Source organism: Acidovorax soli (assembly GCF_900107605.1).
Classification (GTDB): Bacteria; Pseudomonadota; Gammaproteobacteria; order Burkholderiales; family Burkholderiaceae_C; genus Acidovorax; species Acidovorax soli.
This window is the reverse complement of record NZ_FNQJ01000002.1, coordinates 1-23,590: the sequence shown is the minus strand read 5'-3', so window position 1 is coordinate 23,590 and position 23,590 is coordinate 1. Positions and strand designations below refer to the sequence as shown.

General features: G+C 66.1%; 22 protein-coding genes. 13 read left to right on the top strand and 9 right to left on the bottom strand.

Features of this window, described 5'->3' with window-relative positions; translation table 11 throughout:
* Positions 1-8 precede the first annotated feature (8 nt).
* Complete coding sequence (locus BLW02_RS01880; protein ID WP_092696764.1) at positions 9-1,049, top strand: FAD:protein FMN transferase; 1,041 nt, start codon at positions 9-11, stop codon at positions 1,047-1,049.
* A gap of 11 nt (positions 1,050-1,060) precedes the next feature.
* On the opposite strand, the gene BLW02_RS01875 is transcribed toward BLW02_RS01880, so the two are convergent.
* Entirely contained in the window at positions 1,061-1,906 is an 846-nt protein-coding gene (locus BLW02_RS01875; protein WP_092696763.1) for a symmetrical bis(5'-nucleosyl)-tetraphosphatase, read from the bottom strand.
* A gap of 24 nt (positions 1,907-1,930) precedes the next feature.
* Between BLW02_RS01875 and BLW02_RS01870 the strand changes: the two genes are divergently transcribed.
* The 4 genes from BLW02_RS01870 (at position 1,931) to BLW02_RS01855 (ending at position 8,447) form a co-directional block, all read left to right on the top strand.
* A complete protein-coding gene (locus tag BLW02_RS01870; RefSeq protein ID WP_092696762.1) occupies positions 1,931-3,235 on the top strand; it encodes a hemolysin family protein in 1,305 nt (434 codons plus the stop codon).
* Between the two features lie 126 nt (positions 3,236-3,361).
* Positions 3,362-3,649, top strand: a complete 288-nt coding sequence (locus BLW02_RS01865) for an H-NS histone family protein (protein WP_026434602.1) — start codon at positions 3,362-3,364, stop codon at positions 3,647-3,649.
* Positions 3,650-4,238: 589 nt separating this feature from the next.
* Positions 4,239-7,175 carry an aconitate hydratase gene (locus tag BLW02_RS01860; RefSeq protein WP_092696761.1) on the top strand — a complete coding sequence of 979 codons (2,937 nt, stop codon included), beginning with the start codon at positions 4,239-4,241 and terminating at the stop codon, positions 7,173-7,175.
* Between the two features lie 63 nt (positions 7,176-7,238).
* The gene (locus BLW02_RS01855) at positions 7,239-8,447 is read left to right on the top strand and encodes an FAD-dependent monooxygenase (RefSeq protein WP_092696760.1); all 1,209 of its coding nucleotides are present in this window, start codon (positions 7,239-7,241) and stop codon (positions 8,445-8,447) included.
* Between the two features lie 57 nt (positions 8,448-8,504).
* Here the strand turns inward: BLW02_RS01855 and BLW02_RS01850 are convergent, their stop codons facing one another.
* The 4 genes from BLW02_RS01850 to kynB form a co-directional block, all read right to left on the bottom strand.
* Positions 8,505-9,803: an MFS transporter gene (locus BLW02_RS01850; protein WP_425285634.1), complete on the bottom strand. Its 1,299-nt coding sequence runs from the start codon at positions 9,801-9,803 to the stop codon at positions 8,505-8,507.
* A 165-nt stretch (positions 9,804-9,968) separates the two neighbouring features.
* Positions 9,969-10,865, bottom strand: coding sequence for a tryptophan 2,3-dioxygenase (kynA, locus tag BLW02_RS01845; RefSeq protein WP_092696759.1), 897 nt, complete (start codon positions 10,863-10,865; stop codon positions 9,969-9,971).
* A gap of 14 nt (positions 10,866-10,879) precedes the next feature.
* The gene (gene kynU, locus BLW02_RS01840) at positions 10,880-12,217 is read right to left on the bottom strand and encodes a kynureninase (protein WP_092696758.1); all 1,338 of its coding nucleotides are present in this window, start codon (positions 12,215-12,217) and stop codon (positions 10,880-10,882) included.
* An 86-nt stretch (positions 12,218-12,303) separates the two neighbouring features.
* Entirely contained in the window at positions 12,304-12,930 is a 627-nt protein-coding gene (gene kynB / locus BLW02_RS01835; RefSeq protein ID WP_092696757.1) for an arylformamidase, read from the bottom strand.
* Here kynB and BLW02_RS19880 point away from each other — a divergent pair.
* The 5 genes from BLW02_RS19880 to BLW02_RS01815 all read left to right on the top strand — a co-directional run bounded on the left by BLW02_RS19880 (position 12,929) and on the right by BLW02_RS01815 (position 16,857).
* Positions 12,929-13,087: a hypothetical protein gene (locus BLW02_RS19880; protein WP_159433760.1), complete on the top strand. Its 159-nt coding sequence runs from the start codon at positions 12,929-12,931 to the stop codon at positions 13,085-13,087. The two genes, kynB and BLW02_RS19880, sit on opposite strands and share 2 nt — an antisense overlap.
* A gap of 37 nt (positions 13,088-13,124) precedes the next feature.
* A complete protein-coding gene (locus BLW02_RS01830; protein ID WP_425285633.1) occupies positions 13,125-13,442 on the top strand; it encodes a FeoA family protein in 318 nt (105 codons plus the stop codon).
* On the top strand, positions 13,439-15,310 hold the full coding sequence (feoB, locus tag BLW02_RS01825; RefSeq protein WP_092696756.1) for a ferrous iron transport protein B: 1,872 nt from the start codon (positions 13,439-13,441) through the stop codon (positions 15,308-15,310). Before BLW02_RS01830 ends, feoB begins: the two co-directional genes overlap by 4 nt.
* A gap of 2 nt (positions 15,311-15,312) precedes the next feature.
* A complete protein-coding gene (locus BLW02_RS01820; RefSeq protein ID WP_092696755.1) occupies positions 15,313-15,549 on the top strand; it encodes a hypothetical protein in 237 nt (78 codons plus the stop codon).
* A gap of 189 nt (positions 15,550-15,738) precedes the next feature.
* The gene (locus BLW02_RS01815; protein WP_244273593.1) at positions 15,739-16,857 is read left to right on the top strand and encodes a sensor domain-containing diguanylate cyclase; all 1,119 of its coding nucleotides are present in this window, start codon (positions 15,739-15,741) and stop codon (positions 16,855-16,857) included.
* A gap of 21 nt (positions 16,858-16,878) precedes the next feature.
* On the opposite strand, the gene BLW02_RS01810 is transcribed toward BLW02_RS01815, so the two are convergent.
* From BLW02_RS01810 to BLW02_RS01795, 4 genes are all read right to left on the bottom strand, one after another.
* Positions 16,879-17,205 carry a YkgJ family cysteine cluster protein gene (locus BLW02_RS01810; protein ID WP_092696754.1) on the bottom strand — a complete coding sequence of 109 codons (327 nt, stop codon included), beginning with the start codon at positions 17,203-17,205 and terminating at the stop codon, positions 16,879-16,881.
* 13 nt (positions 17,206-17,218) lie between these two features.
* Entirely contained in the window at positions 17,219-18,139 is a 921-nt protein-coding gene (argF, locus tag BLW02_RS01805) for an ornithine carbamoyltransferase (RefSeq protein WP_092696753.1), read from the bottom strand.
* Positions 18,140-18,161: 22 nt separating this feature from the next.
* Complete coding sequence (locus tag BLW02_RS01800; RefSeq protein WP_092696752.1) at positions 18,162-19,358, bottom strand: aspartate aminotransferase family protein; 1,197 nt, start codon at positions 19,356-19,358, stop codon at positions 18,162-18,164.
* A gap of 234 nt (positions 19,359-19,592) precedes the next feature.
* Entirely contained in the window at positions 19,593-20,273 is a 681-nt protein-coding gene (locus BLW02_RS01795) for a GntR family transcriptional regulator (protein ID WP_092696751.1), read from the bottom strand.
* A 105-nt stretch (positions 20,274-20,378) separates the two neighbouring features.
* Here BLW02_RS01795 and BLW02_RS01790 point away from each other — a divergent pair, with 105 nt between their 5' ends.
* The 3 genes from BLW02_RS01790 (at position 20,379) to BLW02_RS01780 (ending at position 23,324) form a co-directional block, all read left to right on the top strand.
* Positions 20,379-21,365, top strand: a complete 987-nt coding sequence (locus tag BLW02_RS01790) for a Bug family tripartite tricarboxylate transporter substrate binding protein (RefSeq protein WP_092696750.1) — start codon at positions 20,379-20,381, stop codon at positions 21,363-21,365.
* A 145-nt stretch (positions 21,366-21,510) separates the two neighbouring features.
* The gene (locus BLW02_RS01785) at positions 21,511-22,785 is read left to right on the top strand and encodes a glucarate dehydratase family protein (RefSeq protein ID WP_092696749.1); all 1,275 of its coding nucleotides are present in this window, start codon (positions 21,511-21,513) and stop codon (positions 22,783-22,785) included.
* A gap of 209 nt (positions 22,786-22,994) precedes the next feature.
* Positions 22,995-23,324, top strand: coding sequence for a DUF3579 domain-containing protein (locus tag BLW02_RS01780; RefSeq protein ID WP_026434589.1), 330 nt, complete (start codon positions 22,995-22,997; stop codon positions 23,322-23,324).
* Positions 23,325-23,590 lie beyond the last annotated feature (266 nt).

Here is a 23,590-nt window from a genome sequence, read left to right as displayed (position 1 = left end):
GACGCGCCATGACATCCGCTGAATCGACGGTGTTCAGCCCGACCAGGCGCCGGATGGCCATGGCACTGCCCTTGCTGGGGTGTGTGTCGTGGGCTTCGGCGGCCCCGGTTTTCGGGGCGCCGCAACGGGGATCGCGGGCCCTCATGGGCACGCAGGTCGATATCGTGGCCGACGGTGGCGAAGCGCCCGTGCTGCGCCATGCCATCGACCTGGCATATGCCGAAATGGAGCGGCTGCAGGCGCTTTTCAGCCGCTACCGACCTGACAGCGTAGTCAGCCGCATCAGCCGTGCTGCAGGCATCCAGCCCGTCGCGGTTCCGAGCGAAGTGATGGGCGTGCTGAAAACGGCGCAGCAGAAGTTCCGGCTCAGCGGCGGCGCCTTTGACATCACGGTGGGCTCCCTCAAGGGCTGGAACTTTGAAGAAGGCCACCAGACGGTGCCTGCGGCGGGTGTGGTGGCCCGACAACGGCAACTGGTGGACGCGCGCCGCCTGGTGCTGGACGAGTCAGCGGGCACGGCCTATCTGGCCCGGCAAGGCATGGCCCTGGACCTCGGGGGCATTGCCAAGCTGCCCATCCTCGAAGCCGGCATGCGGGTGTTGCGCCAGCAGGGCGTGGGCAATGCGCTCATCAACGGTGGTGGCGATGTCCTGGTGATGGGGCAGCTGCAGGGGCGGCCATGGCGCGTGGGCCTGCGTGATCCGCGCGCACCCGAGCGTCTGCTGGGGGCGCTTTCAGTGCAGGGTCCGGCGGTGGTGGCATCGTCCGGTGACTACGAGCGCTATTTCTTGGCGGCCGGCAAGCGGGTGCACCATATTCTGGATCCCCGCACGGGATACCCTACCGTCGGTGTGCATGGTGTCAGCCTGCTGGCGCGCGATGTGGCGCAAGTCAATGGACTGGGCGCTGCCCTGATGGTGCAGGGCGCGCAGGCCGGGCAGGCACTGGTAGCGCGCCAGCCGGGGGTGGAGGCGCTGATGGTCGCGGGCGATGGCAGCGCGTGGTATTCCGCGGGCATGGCGGCCGCACTGGCGCGTGGAGCTGTCTGAGGGCGATTGCTTCAGGCGCCAGGGGCCTGCGACTGCTCGCAGTGCACCTGCAGCAGTTCGCGCTCGTCCAGGGAGCTGCCAAAGCGCACCGCGCTCAGGCAGCCACCCCACACGCAGCCCGTGTCCAGGCCCAGGCAGTGGGGGCGGTTCAGCCAGCCCAGGGTGGACCAATGTCCGAACGCGACCAGGGTCTGGGCCGTGCCACGACCGGGCACGTCAAACCAGGGCATCAGCCCGGGGGGCGCCGCACTGGCGCTCTCGGTGCTCTCGAAATCCATCACCCCCTGTTCCGAGCAGAACCGCAGTCGTGTGAGTGCATTCACGACCACGCGCAGGCGGTCCGGCCCGGTCAGGGAATCGTCCCAGTGGTCCGGGGTATTGCCGTACATCTGCTGCAGGAATGCGGGCAGATCGGCGCTCCGCAAGACGCGGTGCACTTCGTCGGCCAGATCCAGGGTTTGCGCCGCTGTCCAGGAGGGCAGCACTCCGGCGTGCACCATCAGCAAAGGCTTGCCCCCGTGGTCATGCTGGCGGGCCAGCGGTTGCAGGCGCAGCCATTGCAGCAGCGCATCCCGGTCCGGGGCATCGAGCACGTTGGCCAGTGTGTCACGCCGCGAGGGTTTGCGGGCGCCATGGGCGGTCGCCAGCAGGTGCAGGTCATGGTTGCCCAGCAGGGGGCGCAGGGCATCGCCGTGCATCATGCAGCGGCGCAGCACGGCTGCAGAGTCGGGGCCTCGGTTGACGAGATCGCCCAGCAGGAAGGCGGTGTCGCGGCTCGCCGAAAAATCGATCAGATCCAGCAGGCGCCCCAATGCGCGGTCGCAACCCTGGATATCGCCAATACAGTAAAGTGCCATGGTGTTCTTCTTACCTTTTGATTCATGGATTTTCTGCTGATCGCGCTGCTGACACTGCTCAATGGCGTGTTCGCCATGTCGGAACTGGCCTTGGCGTCCAGTCGCAAATCCCGGCTCGTTGCCATGGCAGAAGGCGGCGACAAGGGTGCGCACGCGGCCCTGACCTTGCTCGACAACCCCACGCAGTTCCTGTCGTCGGTGCAGGTGGGCATTACCTCCATCGGCATGCTCAACGGCATTATTGGCGAGGCCGCTTTCAGCTACGATCTGGGCCTGTGGCTGCAGACGCTGGGGGTGCCGGAAAGCGCTGCCAGCGTGAGCGCCACGGCCATCGTGGTGACGGTGATCACCTTCATCACCATTGTGTTTGGTGAGCTGGTGCCCAAGCGCATTGGCCAGCTTTACCCTGAAACCGTTGCGCGTTTCGTGGCGCGTCCCATGACCTGGGTGGCCCAGGGCGCCAAGCCTTTCGTGCGGCTGCTGTCGCTGTCCACCCAGGGGGTGCTCAAGCTGCTGCGGGTGAACAACGATGCCGGCCGGATGGTGACCGAGGAGGAAATTGCCGCCAGCCTGGAGGAGGGGCGCGATGCGGGGGTGATCGAGCACCACGAGCACCAGATGGTGCAGAACGTGTTCCGTCTCGACGACCGGCCTCTGACCTCGCTGATGGTGCCGCGCACCGATGTGCAATGGCTCGATGCCGGTCTGACAGTGCTCGAAGGCCTGCGCATGGCGGGCACGGGCGGCGAGCATGGCGCCCATTCCTGGTACCCGGTGTGCCGCGCCTCCCTCGACGAGGTGGTGGGCGTGATCAGCGTGGCGCGCATGCTGGAACTGGGCCCCGAGGCGTCCGGAACCGTGGAGTCTTATGCGCAGCCTGCATCCTTCGTGCCCGAGACCCTGAGCGGCATGGAGTTGCTCGAACAGTTCCGCGCCCGGTCGGGCCGCATGGTCTTTGTGGTGGATGAATATGGCGTGGTGCAGGGCATCATGACGCCGCGTGATTTGCTGGAAGCCATTACCGGTGAGCTGCAGCCGGGCGCATCGGCCGATGCCTGGGCAACCCTGCGCGACGATGGTACGTGGCTCCTGGATGGTTTGATGCCCGTGACGGAACTCAAGGCACGGCTCGATATTCGGGATTTGCCGGAAGAAGACCGCGGCCGCTATAACACCCTGGCAGGTCTTTTGATGGCCGAATCAGGCCATTTGCCGGCGGTTGCAGAGCGTATTGCCTGCGCCGGGTGGATATTCGAAATCCTGGACCTGGATGGCAAGCGTATTGATAAGGTGCTCGCGCAACCCGATCAACAGTTGGAACGGAATTGAATATCCAGTGCCGTGCCCGTGTTGGAAAGTACGGGTGAAATCAGCCCCAATGCGAATCGGCGTGCACAAATCCGCGCATTATTCCTATAATGCAGGCTCCTTCGCAATTACCTTTAATCACACACCATGTCCAGCTACAAAGAACTCCTGAAGCAGCGTGAAGACCTTGAGCGCAAGATCAATGAAGCCCGGCGCAACGAGCTGTCTGAAGCTGTTGCGCAGGTTCGCGCCCTGGTTGCGGAGTTTGGCCTGACGGCGCAGGATGTATTTCCCGCTGGCCGGGCACGCAGCGCCAGCGCGGGTTCCAAGGTGGCCCCCAAATACCGCAATCCCGCCACGGGTCAAACCTGGACCGGACGCGGCAAACCACCCAAGTGGATTCAGAACGAGAACCGCGAGCAGTTTGCGATTTAATCCAGGCTGCGTATTCGTCCATAAAAAGTCCGCCGATGCGGGCTTTTTTTATGGGCCATTCGCCGCGCCAGAATGAAGGGGCGCGGCGCCTTCTCCGGGGGCAAGCACAGGGGCGAATTTCCCCTGTATCGGCCGTGTAAATCGTGGCTTCCTGGATGGATTCCACGGCCAGCTCCTGCACGGTGTGGCATCGGTGGGTGCACCCCATACCGCGGGTGTGGGGATGAATCGCCCGCGCCACGGTGTGTTGGAAAGCAATGGGGCATTACCCTCGCCACATATATCGCCGCGAACGGCAGTCTTGGGGTCTGCACAGGCTTGAATGGAATGGGCCTGCAATGGAATGGGCCTGCAATGGATCGGGTTTTCTATTCAGTGCGCGCATTGCCTGTGAAACCAGGTGTTACACCTTGCGCGCAATGGCGGCAATGGGGTATTCATGCAGGATGCCCGATCCGCTCCGGGGCTGAATCGAAGGCAGCCCCCGCATGGGTTGGCCGGTAACGCGCCCGTCTGCATGACCCCAGGCATTGCGCCGCCATACGGCGCTGCCAGAATGGCCTCTTGTTGTCCCTCACAGGAGTTCGCCATGGCATCGTCGTCCAAGCCCGCCCGCCACGCTTTTGCGTCCACGCTGAAGAAGTTCAAGACCGCGTCCGGCAAGTCGGGGCAGTTCTATTCGTTGCCCGCTCTGGCCAAGCAGTTTCCGCAGGTCAGCCGCTTGCCCGTGTCGATCCGCATCGTGCTCGAATCGGTACTGCGCAACTGCGATGGCCGCAAGGTGACCGCCGAGCATGTGCAGCAGCTGGCCCATTGGGTGCCGCAGGCTGCGCGCAAGGACGAAATCCCGTTTGTCGTCTCGCGCGTGGTGCTGCAGGACTTCACCGGCGTGCCGTTGCTGGCCGACCTGGCCGCCATGCGCAGCGTGGCCGCCAAGCTGGGAAAGAATCCCAAGAAGATCGAACCGCTGGTGCCGGTGGACCTGGTGGTGGACCACTCCATCATGGTCGATCACTACGGCAAGAAGAACTCGCTCGACCTGAACATGAAGCTCGAATTCGAGCGCAACCGCGAGCGCTACGAGTTCATGAAATGGGGCATGCAGGCCTTTGACACCTTTGGCGTCGTGCCCCCGGGCTTTGGCATCGTGCACCAGGTCAACCTCGAATACCTGGCGCGCGGCGTGCACAAGCGCAAGGACGGCGTTTTCTACCCCGACACCCTGGTCGGCACCGACAGCCACACCACCATGATCAATGGCATTGGCGTGGTCGGCTGGGGCGTGGGCGGCATCGAGGCCGAGGCCGCCATGCTGGGTCAGCCGGTGTACTTTCTCACGCCCGACGTGGTGGGCATGGAGCTGAGTGGCCAGCTGCGCGAAGGCGTCACCGCCACCGACCTGGTGCTCACCGTCACCGAATTGCTGCGCCAGCACAAGGTGGTGGGCAAGTTTGTCGAATTCTTTGGCGAAGGCACGCGCACCCTGGCGCTGCCCGACCGCGCCACCATCGGCAACATGGCGCCTGAATATGGCGCCACCATGGGCTTCTTCCCGGTGGATGAGCGGACCATTGAATACTTCCGTGGCACCGGCCGCACCAAGGGCGAGATCGAAGCCTTCGAGGCCTACTTCAAGGCCCAGGGCCTGTTTGGTGTGCCGCTGGCGGGCGAGGTGGATTACTCGCAGGTCGTGAAGCTCGACCTCGGCAGCGTCACCCCCAGCCTGGCCGGCCCCAAGCGACCACAGGACCGTATCGAATTGGGTAAGGTGGCGGGCCAGTTTGCCGACCTGTTCAGCAAACCCAATGCAGAAAACGGTTTCAACCAACCGGCCGAGCGCCTGCTGCAGCGTCACCGGGTTGGCTGTGGTGAAGGGGGGCCGGCCGAGGATGCGCCTGCGCCGCAGCTTGGTGCCGCCCGCTCGGTGGTGGAAATGGTGAGCAACCGGCCGACGCTGGCCACCGCGCAAAATGCCAGCCAAGCCAGCACCGTCACCGTGTGCGACCTGCCCAGCGATGGCGACAAGGCCCTCAGGATCGGCAACGGCGACGTGCTGATTGCCGCCATCACCAGCTGCACCAACACCAGCAACCCCAGCGTGCTGCTGGCCGCCGGCCTGCTGGCCAAGAAGGCGGTGGAGGCGGGGCTCAAAGTGCAACCGCACATCAAGACATCGCTGGCACCCGGCTCGCGCATCGTCACCGAATACCTGAGCGAAACCGGGCTGCTGCCGTACCTGGAAAAGCTGGGTTTTGCGCTGGCGGGCTACGGCTGCACCACCTGCATCGGCAATGCCGGCGACCTCACGCCCGAGCTCAACGAGGCCATCACCCGCAACGACCTGGTGTGCGCCGCCGTGCTGTCGGGCAACCGCAACTTCGAGGCACGGATCCATCCCAATCTCAAGGCCAACTTCCTGGCCAGTCCGCCGCTGGTGGTGGCCTACGCCATTGCGGGCACGGTGCTCAAGGACCTGATGACCGAGCCGGTCGGCCAGGGCAAGGGCGGCAAAGACATTTATCTGGGCGACATCTGGCCCAGCAGCGACGAAATCCACCGCCTCATGAAGTTCGCCATGAAGGGCAAGGCCTTCCGCGAGAACTACGCCAAGGTGGCCAGCGACCCGGGCAAGCTGTGGGGCAAGATCAAGGGCGTGACCGGCAACACCTACGTGTGGCCCGCCAGCACCTATATCGCCGAGCCGCCGTTCTTTGCCGACTTTGCTCTGGAATCTGTAGCTGCCAGCGAAAACGGTGAAAGCGCTGCAGGCCAAAAAGGCTTGGAATCCGTACAGGGTGCCCGCATCATGGCGCTGTTTGGCGACTCCATCACCACGGACCACATCTCCCCTGCCGGCTCCATCAAGGAGAGTTCGCCTGCCGGCCAGTGGCTGCTGCAGCATGGCGTGCAAAAAGCCGACTTCAACAGCTACGGCGCGCGCCGCGGCAACCACGACGTGATGATGCGCGGCACCTTTGCCAACGTGCGCATCAAGAACCTGATGATTGCACCCACCGCCGACGGCTCGCGCGAAGAAGGTGGCGTGACGGTGTTCCAGAACGAAGGGCCGCTGCAGGGCCAGAAGATGTTCATTTTCAACGCAGCCATGCAGTACATGGCGCAGAAGACGCCCACGGTGGTGTTTGCCGGCGAGGAATACGGCACCGGCTCCAGCCGCGACTGGGCCGCCAAGGGCACGCAGCTGCTGGGCATCAAGGCGGTGGTGGCGCGCAGCTTCGAGCGCATCCACCGCTCCAACCTGGTGGGCATGGGCGTGCTGCCGCTGCAGTTCAAGGGCGCCGATTCGTGGCAGTCGCTGGGCCTCACGGGCCGCGAGGTGATCGATGTGCTGCCCGATGCCGCACTCACGCCGCAAAGCGATGCCACGCTGGTCATCCACCGCGAGGGCGGGGTGCGCCAGGAAGTGGTGGTCACCCTGCGCATCGACACACCGATCGAAGTGGACTACTACCGCGCGGGCGGCATCCTGCCGTTCGTGCTGCGCCAGCTGCTCACGGGTGCGTGACCGGAACGCGCACGCGCGGGCAACCCCAGGCAGATCGCTGGTTGTGCGCGGCACAATGCGGTCATGAGAAAACAGGTGTTGATCGCGGGAGGCGGCATTGGCGGGCTGGCAGCGGCCCTGGGGGCTTCGCGCGCGGGGTGGGAGGCGCGGCTGTATGAACGTGCTGCCGCATTCAGCGAGGTGGGCGCCGGCGTGCAGCTGGGGCCCAACGTGGTGCGCCGCCTGCAGGCCTGGGGCCTGCAGCGCCCGCTGCAGGAGGTAGCGGCCTTCCCCGGGCGGCTGCAGGTGCGCAGCGCGCTCACGGGCCAGGAACTGGCTGTGCTGCCCCTGGGCAGCACGGCGGTGGAGCGCTACGGCGCTGCCTACGCCACCATCCACCGCGCCGACCTGCATGGCCTGCTGCTGGCGGCCGTCGAAAAATACACCGACACGCAACTTCATCTGGACCAGGCCATCGACCGTTTCACCGATGCCGACGGTGTGGTGACGGTGCGCACCAGCCGGGGCAAGGACGTGGAGGGGGATGCCCTGCTGGGGGCAGACGGCCTGTGGAGCCGCACCCGCACGCAGCTGCTGGGCGAGCAGCGCCCGCGCGTATCGGGCCACCTGGCCTACCGCGCGCTGGTGCCGCAGCACGCGCTGCCCAAGGGGCTGCGCACCCGCCAGGTCACCGCCTGGCTGGGGCCGCGCCTGCATGTGGTGCAGTACCCGGTGCGCCGGGGCGAGTTGCAGAATCTGGTGGTCATCGTGCAGGGCCCCGCGCCGCAGGACCTGGAAAACTGGGACCACTCGGCCAATGGTGCCGATCTCGAAGCCGCCCTGCTGGGCACCTGCACCGCGCTGCAGCAGGCGGTGCGCGGCGTGGTCGATGCCGGCGGTGGCTGGCGCCTGTGGCCGCTGTGCGACCGCCCCCCCGTGCGCGGGCCGGCCGAGATGGCCCGGGGCGTGGTGGCCTTGCTGGGCGATGCCGCCCATCCCATGCGCCCTTACCTGGCGCAGGGCGCCGGCATGGCCATCGAGGATGCGGCGGAGCTGCAGCGCGCGCTGTCCATGCACGACCTGGATGTGCCCCTGCGCCTGACCCGCTATGCGCTCAACCGCTGGCAGCGCAACGCGCGCGTGCAGGCCCGCTCCACGCGCAACGGCCGCATTTTCCACGCCACGGGCCCCGTGCGCTGGGCGCGCGATGTGTCGCTGCGCCTGCTGGGCGAGCGCTTGCTGGACGTGCCCTGGCTTTACCGGGGCGACGGTTCCAGCGCCAGTTCGTTATAGAGATTGCGCTCGCAAAAATAGCTGCTGGCGCTTTACCCATAAGCGCCAACGTGTCGTTCAGGCAGATTCTTTGCCAGGCCCGCCGGCTTGCTGCAGCAGCGGCGATACCGGCAGCCAGCGAAACGCGACCGATCCGAGCGCCAGCAGGGTGGCAATCGTGGCCATCACCGCGCTGTAGGGCTCCCGCCCCTGGCCCTGCGCCCAGTCGGCGACCCAGCCGGTGAGCCACTGCACCAGGCCCACACCCAGGAACATGGCCATGGTGAACACCGACAGTGCGCGCCCGGTCAGATCGGGCGGGTAGGACGAGCGCACATCTGAATACTGCAGCACCGAGTACCCCGACAGCACCGCAATGCACATCACCAGCACCAGGTTCAGCGTGGCGTGGTGCACCAGCCCCAGGCCCAGGTAGAGCGCCGCCACCAGCAGTGAAAAGTTGGCGATCCAGGCACGCCGGCGCGCCGGGCCGGGGTCGAGGCGGCCAAAAAAGGCCGGGGAGAACAGCGAAACCAGCGACATGGCCACGGCCATGTTGCCGCTCTCGACCAGCGTGAACGCATAGCGGTCGATCAGCATCGGCGCTATCCACAGGCCGCGCAGCGCCAGAAACGAGGCGTAGCCCACCATGCCCAGCAGCAGGATGCCCAGCGTGTGCGGCAGCATGAACAGCGCGCCAAAGCGGCGCACGGCCGTGCCCCAGCGCTCGCGCGCGGGCGCCGGGCCGGCCAGGGCCGGCTCGTGCACGCAGCGCCAGATCAGCAGCCAGGCCAGCGCCGACAGCACGGCCAGCAGCATGAAGCCGCTGCGCCAGCCCGAGCGCTGCACCAGCCAGGCCAGCGGTGTGCCGGTGAGCAGCAGGCCCAGCCCGCCCACACCCATGCCCACGCCCGACAGAAAGGCAAAACGCGATGCCGGAAAATGCCGCGCAATGAACACCGTGCAGGCCAGAAAGGCCGGCGCGCAGCCCACGCCAATCAGCAGCTGGCCCCACATCAGCCAGCCATAACCGGGCGCCCAGGCCGACAGGGCAGCCCCGGCAATGGCCAGCGGAAAGGCGCTGAGCACGGTGCGGCGCAGGCCATACAGGTCCATGCCGATGCCCATGAAGAACTGCGTCACGCCAAACGACAGGCCAAACAGTCCCGCAAACGCGCCCAGCGATGCCGGCGAGAGCGCAAAGTCGGCCTGCAGCCCCGTGGCCATGATGGCGGTGACGGTGCGGTAGGCCTGGCTCAGCGCAAAGGCCGAGAGTAGCGCCAGCAGCATGAACCATAGCGTGGCCTGCGCAGGCGCCACGGGCGGGGAGGGTGGCAAGGGTGGCTGGTGGGGCGGGGCGGCGTCGGTATGGGGCACGGGCGATGAAGCGTGAGTGGCGAGGTGCAAGGCGGGTGTTGCCGGGAGCCTGCAGCCTACCAGCTGGGGCGTGCGGGCGCTGTCGCCATCGCTGCGGTGGCACCTCGCATTGGATAGCTGCCAGCGCTTGCTGCACAAGCGCTGGAGCCATTTTTTGCCTGAAATTTACAGATCGGTGCGCAGCTTCCAGATTTCGGGAAACAGCACCACGTCCAGCATCTTGCGCAGGTAACTCACGCCGCCCGTGCCCCCGGTGCCGCGTTTGAAGCCGATGATGCGCTCCACCGTGGTCACATGGCGAAAGCGCCAGAGGCGAAACGCGTCTTCGAGGTCGGTCAACTCCTCCCCCAGCTGGTACAGGTCCCAGTGCTGCGCGGGATGGCGGTACACGGTGAGCCAGGCATGTTCCACCGCATCGCTTTCGGCATAGGGCAGGGTCCAGTCGCGGTCGGTGTGGCTGGCGGGCACGGGCAGGCCGCGCCGGGCCAGCAGGCGCAGGGCTTCGTCGTACAGCGAGGGCGCCTGGTAGGCTGCCTGCACCTGGGCCAGCAGGTCGGGGCGGTGGGCGTGGGGCTGCAGCATGGCGCGGTTCTTGTTTCCCAGGGCGAATTCGATGCAGCGGTACTGGTAGCTCTGGAACCCGCTGGAGCTGCCCAGGTAGGGGCGCATGGCGCTGTATTCGGGCGGCGTCATGGTGGCCAGCACGTCCCAGGCGTGCACCAGCTGCTCCATGATCTTGCTCACGCGCGCCAGCATCTTGAACGCGGGCTGCAGTTCGTCGTGCGCGATATGGCCGATGGCGGCGCGCAGCTCGTGCAGCATGAGCTTCATCCACAGCTCGCTGGTCTGGTGCTGCACGATGAACAGCATCTCGTCGTGCGCGGGCGACAGCGGCTTCTGTGCGCTGAGCACGGCATCGAGCTGCAGGTAGTCGCCATAGCTCATGCTCTGGCTGAAGTCGAGCTGGGCGCGCTCGGCGTGGACGATGGATTCGGGCAGGGCGGATGCCGGGGCGCCGCTGGTGGCGCCGGTGCTGCCGGGTGTTGGCGAAAAGGGGCACATGGCGGGTTTCCTTCTCAGGTCACGGCGTGGGTTTTGTTGAATTCGGGGCGCTGCCATTCGGCGGCCTCCAGCACCTGGCGCAGGTGTTCCACGGCATTCCACACGTCTTCAAAGCCGATGTACAGCGGCGTGAAGCCAAAGCGCAGGATGTCCTTGTGCGCAGTGCCGCCGTCGCCCTTGCCTGCAGCAGGAGCCGCGCCGGACCCGGCGCGGTAGTCGCCAATCACGCCGCGCGCGATCAGCGCCTGAACGATGGCGTAGGCGCCGCTGCCCTGGCCATTGACGCCCGCTCCTTCGTCGCGGGTCAGGCAGACTTGCGAGCCGCGCAGGGCATGTTCGCGCGGCGTGGCCAGCCCGAGGCCGTGGCCTGCGCAGCGCTCTTCCACGAGGCGGATGAACAGGTCGGTGAGCGCCAGCGATTTGCTGCGCAGCGCGGCCATGCCGCCCAGGCTTTGTGCGGCGGTGAACACATCCAGCCCGCATTGCAGGGCCGACAGGCTGATGATGGGCTGCGTACCGCACAGGTAGCGTGTGATGCCGGGCGCGGGCTGGTAGTCGGGGGTGAAGGCAAACGGCGCGGCGTGGCCCCACCAGCCGGACAGCGGTTGCCAGCAACGGCTGGCGTGGCGCGGGTGCGCCCAGACGAACGCGGGCGCGCCGGGGCCACCGTTCAGGTATTTGTAGCCGCAGCCAATCGAGAAATCGGCGCCTGCTCCGTTCAGATCGACGGGTACCGCGCCCGCACTGTGCGCCAGGTCCCACACGCACAGGATGCCCTGGGCATGCGCGGCGGCGGTGATGGCCGCCATGTCGTGCATGGCGCCGGTGCGGTAGTTCACATGCGTGAGCATGAGCACGGCCACCTCGCTGGTGAGGGCGGTAGCCATGTCTTCGGGCTCCACCAGCACGAGTTCGAGGCCGCGCTCCTGGCACAGGCCTTCGGCAATGTAGAGGTCGGTGGGGAAGTTGCTGCGCTCGCTCACGATGCGGCGGCGGGTGGGGCTGTCTTCGCGGGCAATGTTCAGCGCCGCGCTCAGCACCTTGTAGAGGTTGATCGAGGTGCTGTCGGTGCAAACCACTTCATCCGGGCCCGCGCCGATCAGCGGGGCCAGCTGGTTGCCCAGGCGCTGGGGCAGGTCGAACCAGCGCGCGGTGTTCCAGGACTGGATGAGGTCCGTGCCCCATTCGCGCGTGACCACATCGGCCACGCGGGCGGCGGTGGCCTTCGGCGCCACGCCCAGCGAATTGCCGTCGAGGTAGATCACGCCGGGCGGCAGCGTGAAGTGCGCACGCAGGGGGGCGAGCGGGTCTTGCGCATCGAGGGCGCGGCAGGCTTGGTGGGTGAGGGTCATGGCGATCCAGGTCGGTGAATTCTTTTGATAGCCGCTGGCGCTGCTGGGGTAAGCGCTAGAGGCCAACGAGGCTTGAAATCAGTGCATCACAGCGCGCGCAGCACGGCGCGCACGGGCGAGGCATCGGCGCTGGTCAGCTTGAGCGGCAGGGCGATCAGTTCGTAGTCGCCCTCGGGCACGTCGTCGAGCACCAGGTTTTCCAGCACGCGCAGGCCCCGGCGGCGGATGACCTGGTGGCTGTCGAGCGTCTTGCTGTCGGCCGGGTCGATGCTGGCGGTGTCGATGCCGATCAGCAACACGCCCCGGTCGGCCAGGCGCGCGATGGTGTCGGGGGCGTAGGCGGTGAGCTGGCCGTCCCATTGCACGGGGGCCTGGGCGTAAGTGCGCACCAGCACGCGTGGAGGCAAGTTGGCGTCCACCGCGTGGGCAATGTGTTCCCAGGTGATCAGTGCGCCGCAGCCGATGGCGTGGACCACACGGCAGGGGCCCAGAAAAGGCGCCAGCGGCAGTTCACCCACTGCAGCGCCCTGCGCGTCGTAATGCAGTGGCGCATCGGCGTGGGCGCCCACATGGGGCGACATCGTGATGGCACTCACGTTCACCGGGCAGCCGGGTGCGATCGTGGCGCACCACTGTTGCTGGTAGGGCGTGTCACCGGGAAACACCGGCGCGCCGGCGTGGATCGCGGGGGAAATGTCCCAGAGCTTTTGCATGGGCGACAAGGTAGCGCGCTGGCAAATTCGTGGTGTCGCTTTATGGCAACGCCTGGGCAAAAAGCCGACCCGGCAAAGCAGCCCGACTGATTTGCGCCGCATCAAGAGAGCGCTGGTTGACCCGGTGCTGCTGTCATTTTTACGTCGCAAGCGCTAGAATGAGAATTGTTTTCATTTGAAATCTGGTGAAGCCATTGACCGATCTGTCCCGCAGCGATGCATCCGTTCCGTCCCGTGAACATTCTCTGGGCTTGGCCGATCTGCCGCTGTGGGTGGACGCCTGGGTGAGTGCGTTGCACATGGATGCCGCGCCGCAGGATGGTGATGTGCTGCTGCGGCTGCTCGAAATCGGTTTCTTGCCGGGCGAACCCGTGCGCGTGGTGGCGCGGGCCTTTCCGGCAGGCGATCCGCTGGCCGTGCGCGTGGGGCGCACCACCTTTGCCCTGCGCCGGCGCGAGGCGGCGCTGGTACGCGTCAGCACCACGGCGCCCGTCGGTGAGGTGGCGGCATGAATGCGCAGGCCACCCCCCTGAGCCTGGCGCTGCTGGGCCACCCCAACAGCGGCAAGACGGCGCTGTTCAACCTGCTCACCGGCAGCCGCCAGAAGGTCGCCAACTATGCGGGTGTGACGGTCGAGCGCAAGGAGGGTCAGCTCGTCACCCCCTCGGGCCAGCGCGTGCGCGTGCTCGATCTGCCTGGCGCCTACAGCCTCAATGCACTGAGCGCGGACGAAGCCGTCACGCGCGACGTGGTCACCGGCCAGCGCGCCGGCGAGGCCGCGCCCGGCCTGCTGGTGTGCGTGGTCGATGCCACCAACCTGCGGCTGGGCCTGCGCATGGTGCTGGAGACGCAGGCCATGGGCATCCCCATGGTGCTGGCGCTCAACATGAGCGATGCCGCCCGCCGCGCGGGCATCACCATCGACCGTGCCGTGCTGGAGCACGAACTGGGCATGCCCGTGGTGGAAACCGTGGGCATCCGCAAGGGCGGCGCGGCCGAGCTGCTGCAGTGGCTCGATGGCTGGCGCGCCCAGGGCGCGGTGCAGGCCCGGCCCTGGCAGCCCCAGGGCGTGGAGCAGGTACTGCGCACGCAGCAGGAGGCGCGCCGCATCCTGGGCCTGGCGGTGCGCGAGCCCGAGGGCCTGGCGCAGGTGGACGACACCCTGGACCGCGTGGTGCTGCATCCGCTGTGGGGCACGCTGCTGCTGGCCTGCACCATGTTCCTGATGTTCCAGGCGGTGTTCAGCTGGGCGGCTGCGCCCATGGACGCCATCACCGGCACGGTCGAGGCGCTGGGCCACTGGCTGCAGGCGCGCCTGCCCGAGGGCGTGCTGCGCAGCCTGCTGGTCGATGGCATCGTGGCGGGGGTGGGCGGCGTGCTGGTGTTCCTGCCGCAGATCCTGATCCTGTTCTTCTTCATCCTGGCGCTGGAAGACTCCGGCTACCTGCCGCGCGCGGCCTTTCTGCTCGACCGGCTCATGGGCACGGTGGGGCTGTCGGGGCGCTCGTTCATCCCGCTGCTGTCGAGCTTTGCCTGCGCCATCCCCGGCATCATGGCCACGCGCACCATCACGCACTGGCGCGAGCGGCTGGTCACCATCATGATCGCGCCGCTCATGACCTGCTCGGCACGCCTGCCGGTGTATGCCTTGCTGATCGCCGCCTTCATCCCCGAGCGCACCGTGGCGGGCTGGTTCAACCTGCAGGGGCTGGTGATGTTCGCGCTCTACCTGGGCGGCATCCTCGGCGCCATGGCCGTGGCCGCCGTGCTCAAGCTCTGGCGCGGCAAGGTGCGGCCCACCCCGCTGCTGATGGAGCTGCCGCCGTACCGCGTGCCCAGCGCGCGCAACCTGGTGCTGGGGTTGTATGAGCGTGCCACCATTTTCCTCAAACGCGTGGGCGGCATCATCCTGGCGCTCACGGTGCTGCTGTGGTTCCTGTCCACCTTCCCCGCGCCCCCAGAGGGCGCCACGGGGCCTGCCATCGAGTACAGCCTGGCCGGGCAGCTGGGCCGGGCGCTGGAACATGTGTTTGCGCCGCTGGGCTTCAACTGGCAGATCTCCATTGCCCTGGTGCCCGGCATGGCCGCCCGCGAGGTGGTGGTGGGCGCGCTGGGCACCGTGTATGCGCTGTCCGCCTCGGGTGACGATGTGGCGGCGCAACTGGGACCGCTGATTGCGCAGCAATGGTCGCTGGCCACGGCGCTTTCACTGCTGGTATGGTTCGTGTTTGCGCCGCAGTGCCTCTCCACCCTGGCCACGGTGCGGCGCGAGACGGATTCCTGGGGCCTGGCGCTGCTGATGGCCACCTACCTGTTTGCGCTGGCCTATGCGGCCAGCTGGATGACCTACCGGCTGGCGCTGGCGTGGGGAGGGGGTTGAGCATGTGGCAAGACATTGCGGTGGGCGCCATCGTGGCGCTGGCCGGGGGCTATGCGGCCTGGTACTGGATGCCCGCTACGCTGCGCAGGCGTCTGGACGCTTTGCGGCCCGGCCTGGGCAAGGCGCCGTCCTGCGGAGCCTGCAGCGATTGCGGGGGCTGCGCCACACCCGCGCGCTCCAACGATGCGCAGGCACCGGAACCGGAGCGCCAGGCGGTGTGGATGCATCCCAAACGGTGACGGGGGCGGGGCGGACCGATGGGCCGCGCCTGGCGGTTTTGTTACAGTGGGAAACATTTCCTGCCCGTGATCGTGATGCGATGACAGATGGTGCGGTTCTTCCTGCATCCGTTCTCGGGAGTTTTTTCCGCTGCCGTCGCCCACTTCATGATCGCCGTCCCTGCCGCGCCCACCCACTGGGTGGTTCGAATGAACCACCGCAATCGCAGCGCGTCCTGGCTGATCTTTGCGGTCGTCCTTGCCGCCCATTTTCTGGAGCATGGGCATGGCGCCTGGACATGGTGGCTCATGGTGCTGCAGTTTCTGGTCTATCCGCATGTGGTGTATCTGCGGGCCCGCCATGCCGAGGATCCGCTGGCGGCGGAAATCCAGAACCTGTTGCTCGACAATTTCTGTTTTGGCCTCTGGGCCGCAGCGCTCGGGTTTCCGCTCTGGATCGCCTACACCCTGGTCATTTGCGGCGGCATCAACCTGACCGCGTTCCGTGCGCTCAAGGGTCTGCTGCAGGCCCTGGTTGCCGTGGCGGCGGGCGCGGCGCTGATGGTGGCCGTGGCCGGGTGGCGCTTTACCCCCGATACCTCGCTGCGCGTCAGCGCCATGAGCATGCTGTGCCTGTCGATCTACCTGGTCTTGTTTGCCCGCGACGCCCATACCCGCACCGTCGCGCTCAGCGCCACGCGGGCCCGGCTGCGCAAAAGCGAAGCCGCGCTGCAAAGCCAGTTGCAGGCCGTTGAGTCCTTGCAGGAGCAGCTCACCGAGCAGGCCCATCGCGATCCCCTGACCGGCCTGCACAACCGCCGCTACCTGAACACGGCCCTGCCGCGCGAAATCGACGCTTGCGCGCGCGAAGGTGCCACGCTGGCCCTGTTGCTCCTCGATCTCGATCACTTCAAGCAGATCAACGACCGCCATGGCCATGCTGCCGGGGATGATGTGCTGTGCCAGGTCGCGGCCCTGCTGCTGCAGTCCATGCGACCGAGCGACAGCTGTTGCCGCTATGGCGGGGAAGAGTTCTTGCTGCTGCTGCCCGGCATGGGCCTGCAAACCGCCGTGGAGCGCGCACAGGCCCTGCGCCAGCAGGTGGCCGAGCGGCGTTGGCTGGCCGATGGCCAATCGATGCAGGTCACGCTGTCGATCGGGGTGGCTTGCGCGCAAGACGCAGGCCTGAAGCCGGCGGCGCTGATCGACCTGGCCGATCAGGCGCTCTACCGGGCCAAGGCCGAGGGGCGCAACCGGGTGTGCGCAGCGCCTGCGGTACCGCAGGCACTGGTCGATGGTGTTGCCATGCCCGTGCATCCAGCCGCGTAGCGCCGGGAGCTCGCCGGGCCGTCAGGTCCAAGTTGCTTCGGCGGGATAGGGCGGCAGCCCCTGGCGCATGCGTGCCCGGTCACAGGCTTCGCTGCCCGCCGCAAATTCGCGGCAAGGCGATGGGCGCCATTCGTAGATGCCGCAGGCCGCCCGCGTGCCCACCTGGCCCGTGAGTGCTGCGCAGCGTGGCGGGCTGTGGTCGGTGCCGCGCATGCGGCGGGTTGCGCCCGTTACCTGCACTGCCAGACCATCGGGAACGTCGCCGCCCAACTCCTGCGTTTCATGCACCGAAAAATCCACGCGAAAGCTCGCGCAGCAGGCACCGCAGGTGAGGCAGGGGTGGGTCATGCAGCCCTCATCCTCATGCAATGCGGCCGAGCAGAAGGTACTCCATGAGTGCCTTCTGCACGTGCATCCTGTTTTCTGCCTCGTCCCAGACGACGGATTGCGGCCCGTCGATGACCTCGGCCTGCACCTCTTCGCCGCGGTGCGCGGGCAGGCAGTGCATGAACAGGGCGTCGGGCCTGGCGGCCGCCATCATCTCGGCATCCACGCACCAGTCGGCAAAGGCTTTTTTGCGTTCTTCGTTCTCGGCTTCGTAGCCCATGCTGGTCCACACGTCGGTGGTGACCAGATCGGCGCCCCGGCAGGCTTCGAGCGGGTTGCTGAAAAACTGATAGCTGCTGGCGCTTATTCCACCTGCACCAGCGGCCAATTTCTCATCAACCTCGTAGCCACGGGGGGTGCTCACATGCACCTTGAAGCCCAGCAGCGCGGCGGCCTGCAGCCAGGTGTTGGCCATGTTGTTGCCGTCGCCCACCCAGGCCACGGTCTTGCCCTGGATGGAGCCGCGGTGCTCGATGAAGGTGAAGATGTCCGCCAGGATCTGGCAGGGGTGGTACTCGTTGGTCAGGCCGTTGATGACGGGTACACGCGAGTCGGCCGCAAAGCGCTCGATCTTTGTCTGCTCGAAGGTGCGGATCATCACCAGGTCCACCATGCGGCTGATGACCTTGGCACTGTCTTCGATCGGCTCGGCGCGGCCGAGCTGGCTGTCGCCCGTGGTCAGGTGCACCACGGAGCCTCCCAGCTGGTACATGCCGGCCTCGAAGCTCACGCGCGTGCGCGTGCTGGCCTTCTCGAAGATCATGGCCAGCGTGCGGTCGGCCAGCGGGTGGTGCTTTTCGTAGGCCTTGAACTTCTTCTTGATGAGCGCGGCGCGCTCGAACAGGTAGGTGTATTCGTCGGCGCTGAGGTCGTTGAACTGCAGGTAATGTTTCATGGCGCTCTCGTTGCGGGCTGGCTCATTGCGCCAGCAGGGCTTTGACCAGGGGGGTGAGCTTGGCGACGATCTCGTCTGCCTCGGCGATGGTGAGAATCAGTGGCGGCACCAGGCGGATCACGCTGTCGGCCGTGACGCTGATCAGCAGGCCGGCATCGGCCGCCTGGCCTACCAGAACGCCGCAGGGTTGGGCCAGTTCCACGCCCAGCATCAGGCCCTGGCCGCGCACTTCTTTCACGCCGGGCAGGCTGCCCAGCGCGTGCTGCAGCGCAGTCTTGAGGTGCAGGCCCACCGTGGTGGCGTTGTGCAGCAGGCCGTCTTCTTCCATGATGCGGATGGTTTCATTGCCCGCACGCATGGCCAGCGGGTTGCCGCCAAACGTGGTGCCGTGGTTGCCGGGCTGCAGCACGTTGGCGGCCTTGGGGCCTGCCACCACGGCGCCAATCGGCACGCCCGAGCCCAGGCCCTTGGCCAGCGGCATCACATCGGGCACGATGCCGGCCCACTGGTGAGCAAACCACTTGCCGGTGCGGCCCATGCCGCACTGCACCTCATCGATCATCATCAGCCAGTCGCGCTCGTCGCACAGCTTGCGCAATTGCTGCAGGTATTCAATGCGCATGGGGTTGATGCCGCCTTCGCCCTGGATGGTCTCGAAGAACACGGCCACCACGTTGGGGTTGCCTTCGGTGGCCTTCTTGATGGCGTCGATGTCGTTCACGGGCACGCGCACAAAGCCTTCGACCAGCGGGCCAAAGCCGCTGTAGATCTTGGGATTGCCGGTGGCCGACATGGTGGCGATCGAGCGGCCGTGGAAGGCCTTTTCATACACCACGATCTCGGGCTTGGCGATGCCTTTGTCCACGCCGTATTTGCGCGCAATCTTGATGGCGGCCTCGTTGGCCTCCAGTCCCGAGTTGCAGAAGAACACGTTGGCCATGCCCGAGCGCTCCACCAGCCTGGCGGCCAGCTGCTCCTGGCCGGGCACATGGTAGTAGTTGGACGAGTGGATGATCTTGCCGATCTGGTCCTGCAGCGCGGGCACCAGCTTGGCGTGGTTGTGGCCCAGCGTGTTCACCGCGATGCCGCCGAGGGCATCGAGGTACTCCTTGCCGTTCACGTCCCACACGCGGCAGCCTTGCCCGTGCGATAGCGCAATCGGCACGCGGCCATAGGTGTTCATCACGTGGGGCGAGGCGGCCTCAATGAAAGCGGTCATGCGGTGGACTCCAGGCGACAGGGTGAAGGGGCGGCCGTGGTGGCCGCACCCGAAAAAGCGAAGCACGATTCTAGGGCGAGCGCTGGCGCCAGGAGATGACGATTGCGCATCACTGTGATCACGTGGACGTTGAGCAGTGTTTACGACGGCCGCCACGACACGCAGCAGCAACCCTACCTATCTGCAGCACCTGGAGCGGCTGTGCAGGCTGTCATACCCGCTTACCTCCGGTCGTTACGCGGTCACATAGTCCGGGTGCCGGGCCCGGATGTCCGCAATGCGGCCCAAGGTGCCCGAGAGGTGCGTGCGCAGCGCTGACTGGGCAGCGCCGGGGTCTTGCGCGGCCAGAGCGGCCACTATGGCGCGGTGCTCGCGTACCACCCGCTCGGCCTTGCCGGGTGAAGGCAGGTCCAGGCGGCGCAGCCGGTCGAGGTGGCCGCTGCGCCGACGCACCAACTCGTACAGGTCGGGCACACCGGCGGCTTCGTACATCATGCGGTGGAAAGCCTGGTCGGAGGCGATGAACTCCTCGGTGTCGGCGATGGCCAGCGCGGCCTGCAGGTCCACCTGGGCCGTCAGTTTGGCACGCAGCACTGCATCGTCGACCAGCGCCAGGGTGCGTGCCACTTCCAGCTCGATGGCGCAGCGCAAAAAGTGCGCCTGCGTGGCTGAGACTATGTCGATACGGCTCACCAGCGTGGCGTGCTGCGGGAAGATGTCCACCAGGCCCTCCTGGCTCAGCTGCAGCAGGGCGTCACGAACGGGAGTCTGGCTCAGATCGAACCGTTCGGCCAGCTCGGCGCGCGACAGCGGCGTTCCCGGCGCAAGCTCCAGCGAGAGTATGGACTCGCGCAGCCATTCGAAGACTTGCGGGGCGGCCTGGCGGGTGCGGTCGAGCTTGTGGGGTGTTTTCATCAGTGGGCCTGCGGTCACTGGATTCTATGGTTTGATTTAATTGACGCACTAATACATTAGTGCTTTAATGTACCAATATCAATCATCTGAAAATGGAGACAACCCATGCGCTGTTCGAATCGCCGCCTTGCCCTGCTCGCTGCCTGCTGCGCCGTCAGCCTGAGTTCCATCAGCGCCCACGCGGCCGACTGGCCTACCGCTAAACCCATCACCTGGGTGGTGCCCTTCGCCGCTGGCGGCTCCACCGATGTGGTGGCCCGCGCCGTGGGTCAAGAACTGTCGCAGGCGCTGAGACAGTCGGTGGTGGTGGACAACCGCCCCGGCGCAGGCGGCGTGATCGGTGTGCAGGCCGTGGCTCGCGCACCGGCCGACGGTTACACCCTCGTCGGCGGCACCATCAGCACCCATGCCATCAACGCCGGGCTTTACAAAAAACTACCCTATGACCCGGTTAAGGACTTCGAGCCCATCACCTTGATCGCCTACGTTCCCAACGTGCTGATGGTGAACAGTGCTTTGGGTGTGAACTCGGTGCAGGAACTGGTCGCGTGGATCAAGAAGAACCCCGAAAAAGCCTCCTACGCCTCGTCCGGTGCCGGCACGTCCACCCACCTGACCGGCGCGCAGATGTCCGAGCTGATCAAGGTGCCGATGCAGCACATCGCTTACAAGGGCAGCCCGCAGGCTTTGCAGGACGTGGCCGGCGGCAATGTGCCCTTCCTATTCGACCAGCTCACCGCCGGCATGCCGCTGGTGAAGGCCGGCAAACTGAAGTTCCTGGCTGTCACCACCAAGACCCGCTCGCCGCTGGCACCCGACGTGCCCACTACCGCCGAAGCTGGATTCCCCGGCCTGGATCTGGTGTCTTGGCAGGCGGTGTACGCCCCCAGGGGTACGCCCAAGGAATTCGTGAACCGGCTCAACACCGAAATCGTCAAGGCGCTGAACACCCCTGAGTTGAGGAACAAGCTGGAGCTCCAGTTCGGCATGCAGGTGGTGGGCAGCACTCCCGCCGAGCTGGCGGCCATTACGCAGAAGGACGTCGCCCGCCTGGGCGAATTGGTCAAAAAGACCGGCGCAACTGCAGATTAATGGGTCACCCCAAGCTGCGTGGACTGCGTTCCGCTACGCCAATCCTCTCAAGAGGGAGCACCTGGCCGGTTCCATGGGTGCCTGGCGTGGCTCGTTCCACGGCCTTCTGATCGAAACATACCGACTACTTGAAAGAACACTCGTCATGGCACGCGACATCACCATCACCCACGTCCGGGTCACGCCCATCGCGTTCCGCGACGGCCCGCTGCTCAACGCCGCCGGCATTCATGAACCCTGGGCGCTGCGCTCCATCGTCGAGATCGAAACCAGTGACGGCCGGGTCGGCATTTCCGAGACCTATGGCGACGAGCCCATGCTCAAGATCCTGGAGCAGGCCAGGCCGCTGTTGATCGGCCTGTCGCCTTTCGCGCTCAACGTGATGGAAGAACGCGTGCGCGCCACCATCACGGCCGTGTCCGGCGCGGTGGAGTTCGAGCTGGCACCCGGCTCCCACGCCATCAAGAACGTGCCCAAGGTGATTAGTGCGCTGGAGACCGGCATGCTCGACCTGCAGGGCCAGATCACTGGTGCGCCGATGGTGGACCTGTTGGGTGGCAAGGTGCGCGACGCCGTTCCCTACAGTGCCTACCTGTTCTTCAAATACGCCGAGCACATCGACAAGCCCTACGCACCCGACGTCTGGGGCGAGGGCGTCAGCCCCGCGCAGATTGTGGCGCAAGCGCAGCGCATGATCGACCTCTACGGCTTCCAGAGCATCAAGCTCAAGGGAGGTGTGTTCGAGCCTGCCCATGAGGTAGCCTGCATGCAGGCACTGGCCAAGGCCTTCCCCGGCCTGCCGCTGCGGCTGGATCCCAACGCCAACTGGTCGCTGACTGCCAGCATCGCTGCCGCACCCGCGCTGGACGAGATCCTGGAGTACTACGAAGACCCCACGCCAGGTCTGGCCGGTATGGCCGAGCTGGCCAAACACACCGAGCTGCCGCTGGCCACCAACATGGTCATCACCACAATGGAGGACTTCCGCAAGGGCTGCGAGATGGGCTCCATCCAAGTGCTGCTGTCCGACCATCATTACTGGGGTGGTCTGCGCATCACCCAGACACTCGCGCGCATGTGCCGGCTGTGGGGCTTTGGCATGTCGATGCATTCCAACTCGCACCTGGGCATCAGCCTGATGGCCATGACCCATGTGGCCGCCAGCGTGCCCAACCTGACTTACGCCTGCGATACCCACTATCCCTGGCAGGAAGAGGAAGTGGTGAAGGGCGGCCGCATCCGCTTTGACAAGGGTTCGGTAGCGGTGCCCACCACCCCCGGCCTGGGCGTGGAACTGGACTACGACGTACTGGCTACCTTGCACGAGCAGTACAAAACTTGCGGTGTGCGCAATCGCGACGATCTGACGCAGATGCGCAAGTACGACCCGTCGTTCACCGGCAAAACGCCGCGGTTCTGAGCGCCGGCGCCCCGGGCGCACCCGGGTGAATGCTGGGGTCGGTTGTGTGGGGGAGTGATGGCCGTGGCGGCTATCCGGGTAATCAAACGCCGCACCCATGCATCGGCGGGACAGGATGCAGGTCAGCTCTTATATAAGAGTTAGAATCCAAGGCACGGCGCAGCAAGCAGTGATCCTGCGGTAATCGCCTTCTACCACTCAGACCCCCGATGGTTTCCCCCTCCTCCAAAGAAGTCTTCATCCAGGGCATCACCCACGAAGGAAAAACCTTTCGTCCCAGCGACTGGGCCGAGCGGCTGGCCGGGGTGATGAGCGGCTTTCGCCCGGGCGGAGCCAAGCCCGGCAGCCATCTGAGCTACTCGCCCTGGTGCATTCCCACCACGCTCAACGGGGTGAAATGCGTGGTGGTGAACAGTGACCTGCGCGACCACGAGCCCATGGCCTGGGATTTCGTCATCAATTTCGCGCGCGACAACAACCTGCAGGTGGCCGAGGCCTGCCTGCTGCCCGACCCGCCTGCGGCGCCCCTGCAGCGCTGACCGCAGCCCGCTGCTGGCGGGGCCGCTTGGGCTTGGCCCACTCATCTTTTGAAGTGTCGGGGACAGAGCGGCTTCGGCTGGAGCCGACCCCGGTCTGTCCCCGATTCAGCAGGGTGCCCGCAAAGGCGCGCTGCGCGCGCTTGGGCTTTGCCCAACAAAAAACCGCCCGAAGGCCAATGCCAGTCAGTTAAGCTTGGCTTGATCTGATTGGCAGTAAAAAGGGAACGTGTTTCACGTTCCCTTTTTATTTTGTCGATCCTGCTGCA

Bases quoted from the DNA above. Each gene is read 5' to 3' on its own strand.
- BLW02_RS01880 (WP_092696764.1), top strand. From the start codon at position 9: ATGACATCCGCTGAATCGACGGTGTTCAGCCCGACCAGGCGCCGGATG.
- BLW02_RS01875 (WP_092696763.1), bottom strand. From the start codon at position 1,906: ATGGCACTTTACTGTATTGGCGATATCCAGGGTTGCGACCGCGCATTG.
- BLW02_RS01870 (WP_092696762.1), top strand. From the start codon at position 1,931: ATGGATTTTCTGCTGATCGCGCTGCTGACACTGCTCAATGGCGTGTTC.
- BLW02_RS01865 (WP_026434602.1), top strand. From the start codon at position 3,362: ATGTCCAGCTACAAAGAACTCCTGAAGCAGCGTGAAGACCTTGAGCGC.
- BLW02_RS01860 (WP_092696761.1), top strand. From the start codon at position 4,239: ATGGCATCGTCGTCCAAGCCCGCCCGCCACGCTTTTGCGTCCACGCTG.
- BLW02_RS01855 (WP_092696760.1), top strand. From the start codon at position 7,239: ATGAGAAAACAGGTGTTGATCGCGGGAGGCGGCATTGGCGGGCTGGCA.
- kynA (WP_092696759.1), bottom strand. From the start codon at position 10,865: ATGTGCCCCTTTTCGCCAACACCCGGCAGCACCGGCGCCACCAGCGGC.
- kynU (WP_092696758.1), bottom strand. From the start codon at position 12,217: ATGACCCTCACCCACCAAGCCTGCCGCGCCCTCGATGCGCAAGACCCG.
- BLW02_RS19880 (WP_159433760.1), top strand. From the start codon at position 12,929: ATGGGCGACAAGGTAGCGCGCTGGCAAATTCGTGGTGTCGCTTTATGG.
- kynB (WP_092696757.1), bottom strand. From the start codon at position 12,930: ATGCAAAAGCTCTGGGACATTTCCCCCGCGATCCACGCCGGCGCGCCG.
- feoB (WP_092696756.1), top strand. From the start codon at position 13,439: ATGAATGCGCAGGCCACCCCCCTGAGCCTGGCGCTGCTGGGCCACCCC.
- BLW02_RS01820 (WP_092696755.1), top strand. From the start codon at position 15,313: ATGTGGCAAGACATTGCGGTGGGCGCCATCGTGGCGCTGGCCGGGGGC.
- BLW02_RS01815 (WP_244273593.1), top strand. From the start codon at position 15,739: ATGAACCACCGCAATCGCAGCGCGTCCTGGCTGATCTTTGCGGTCGTC.
- BLW02_RS01810 (WP_092696754.1), bottom strand. From the start codon at position 17,205: ATGACCCACCCCTGCCTCACCTGCGGTGCCTGCTGCGCGAGCTTTCGC.
- argF (WP_092696753.1), bottom strand. From the start codon at position 18,139: ATGAAACATTACCTGCAGTTCAACGACCTCAGCGCCGACGAATACACC.
- BLW02_RS01800 (WP_092696752.1), bottom strand. From the start codon at position 19,358: ATGACCGCTTTCATTGAGGCCGCCTCGCCCCACGTGATGAACACCTAT.
- BLW02_RS01795 (WP_092696751.1), bottom strand. From the start codon at position 20,273: ATGAAAACACCCCACAAGCTCGACCGCACCCGCCAGGCCGCCCCGCAA.
- BLW02_RS01790 (WP_092696750.1), top strand. From the start codon at position 20,379: ATGCGCTGTTCGAATCGCCGCCTTGCCCTGCTCGCTGCCTGCTGCGCC.
- BLW02_RS01785 (WP_092696749.1), top strand. From the start codon at position 21,511: ATGGCACGCGACATCACCATCACCCACGTCCGGGTCACGCCCATCGCG.
- BLW02_RS01780 (WP_026434589.1), top strand. From the start codon at position 22,995: ATGGTTTCCCCCTCCTCCAAAGAAGTCTTCATCCAGGGCATCACCCAC.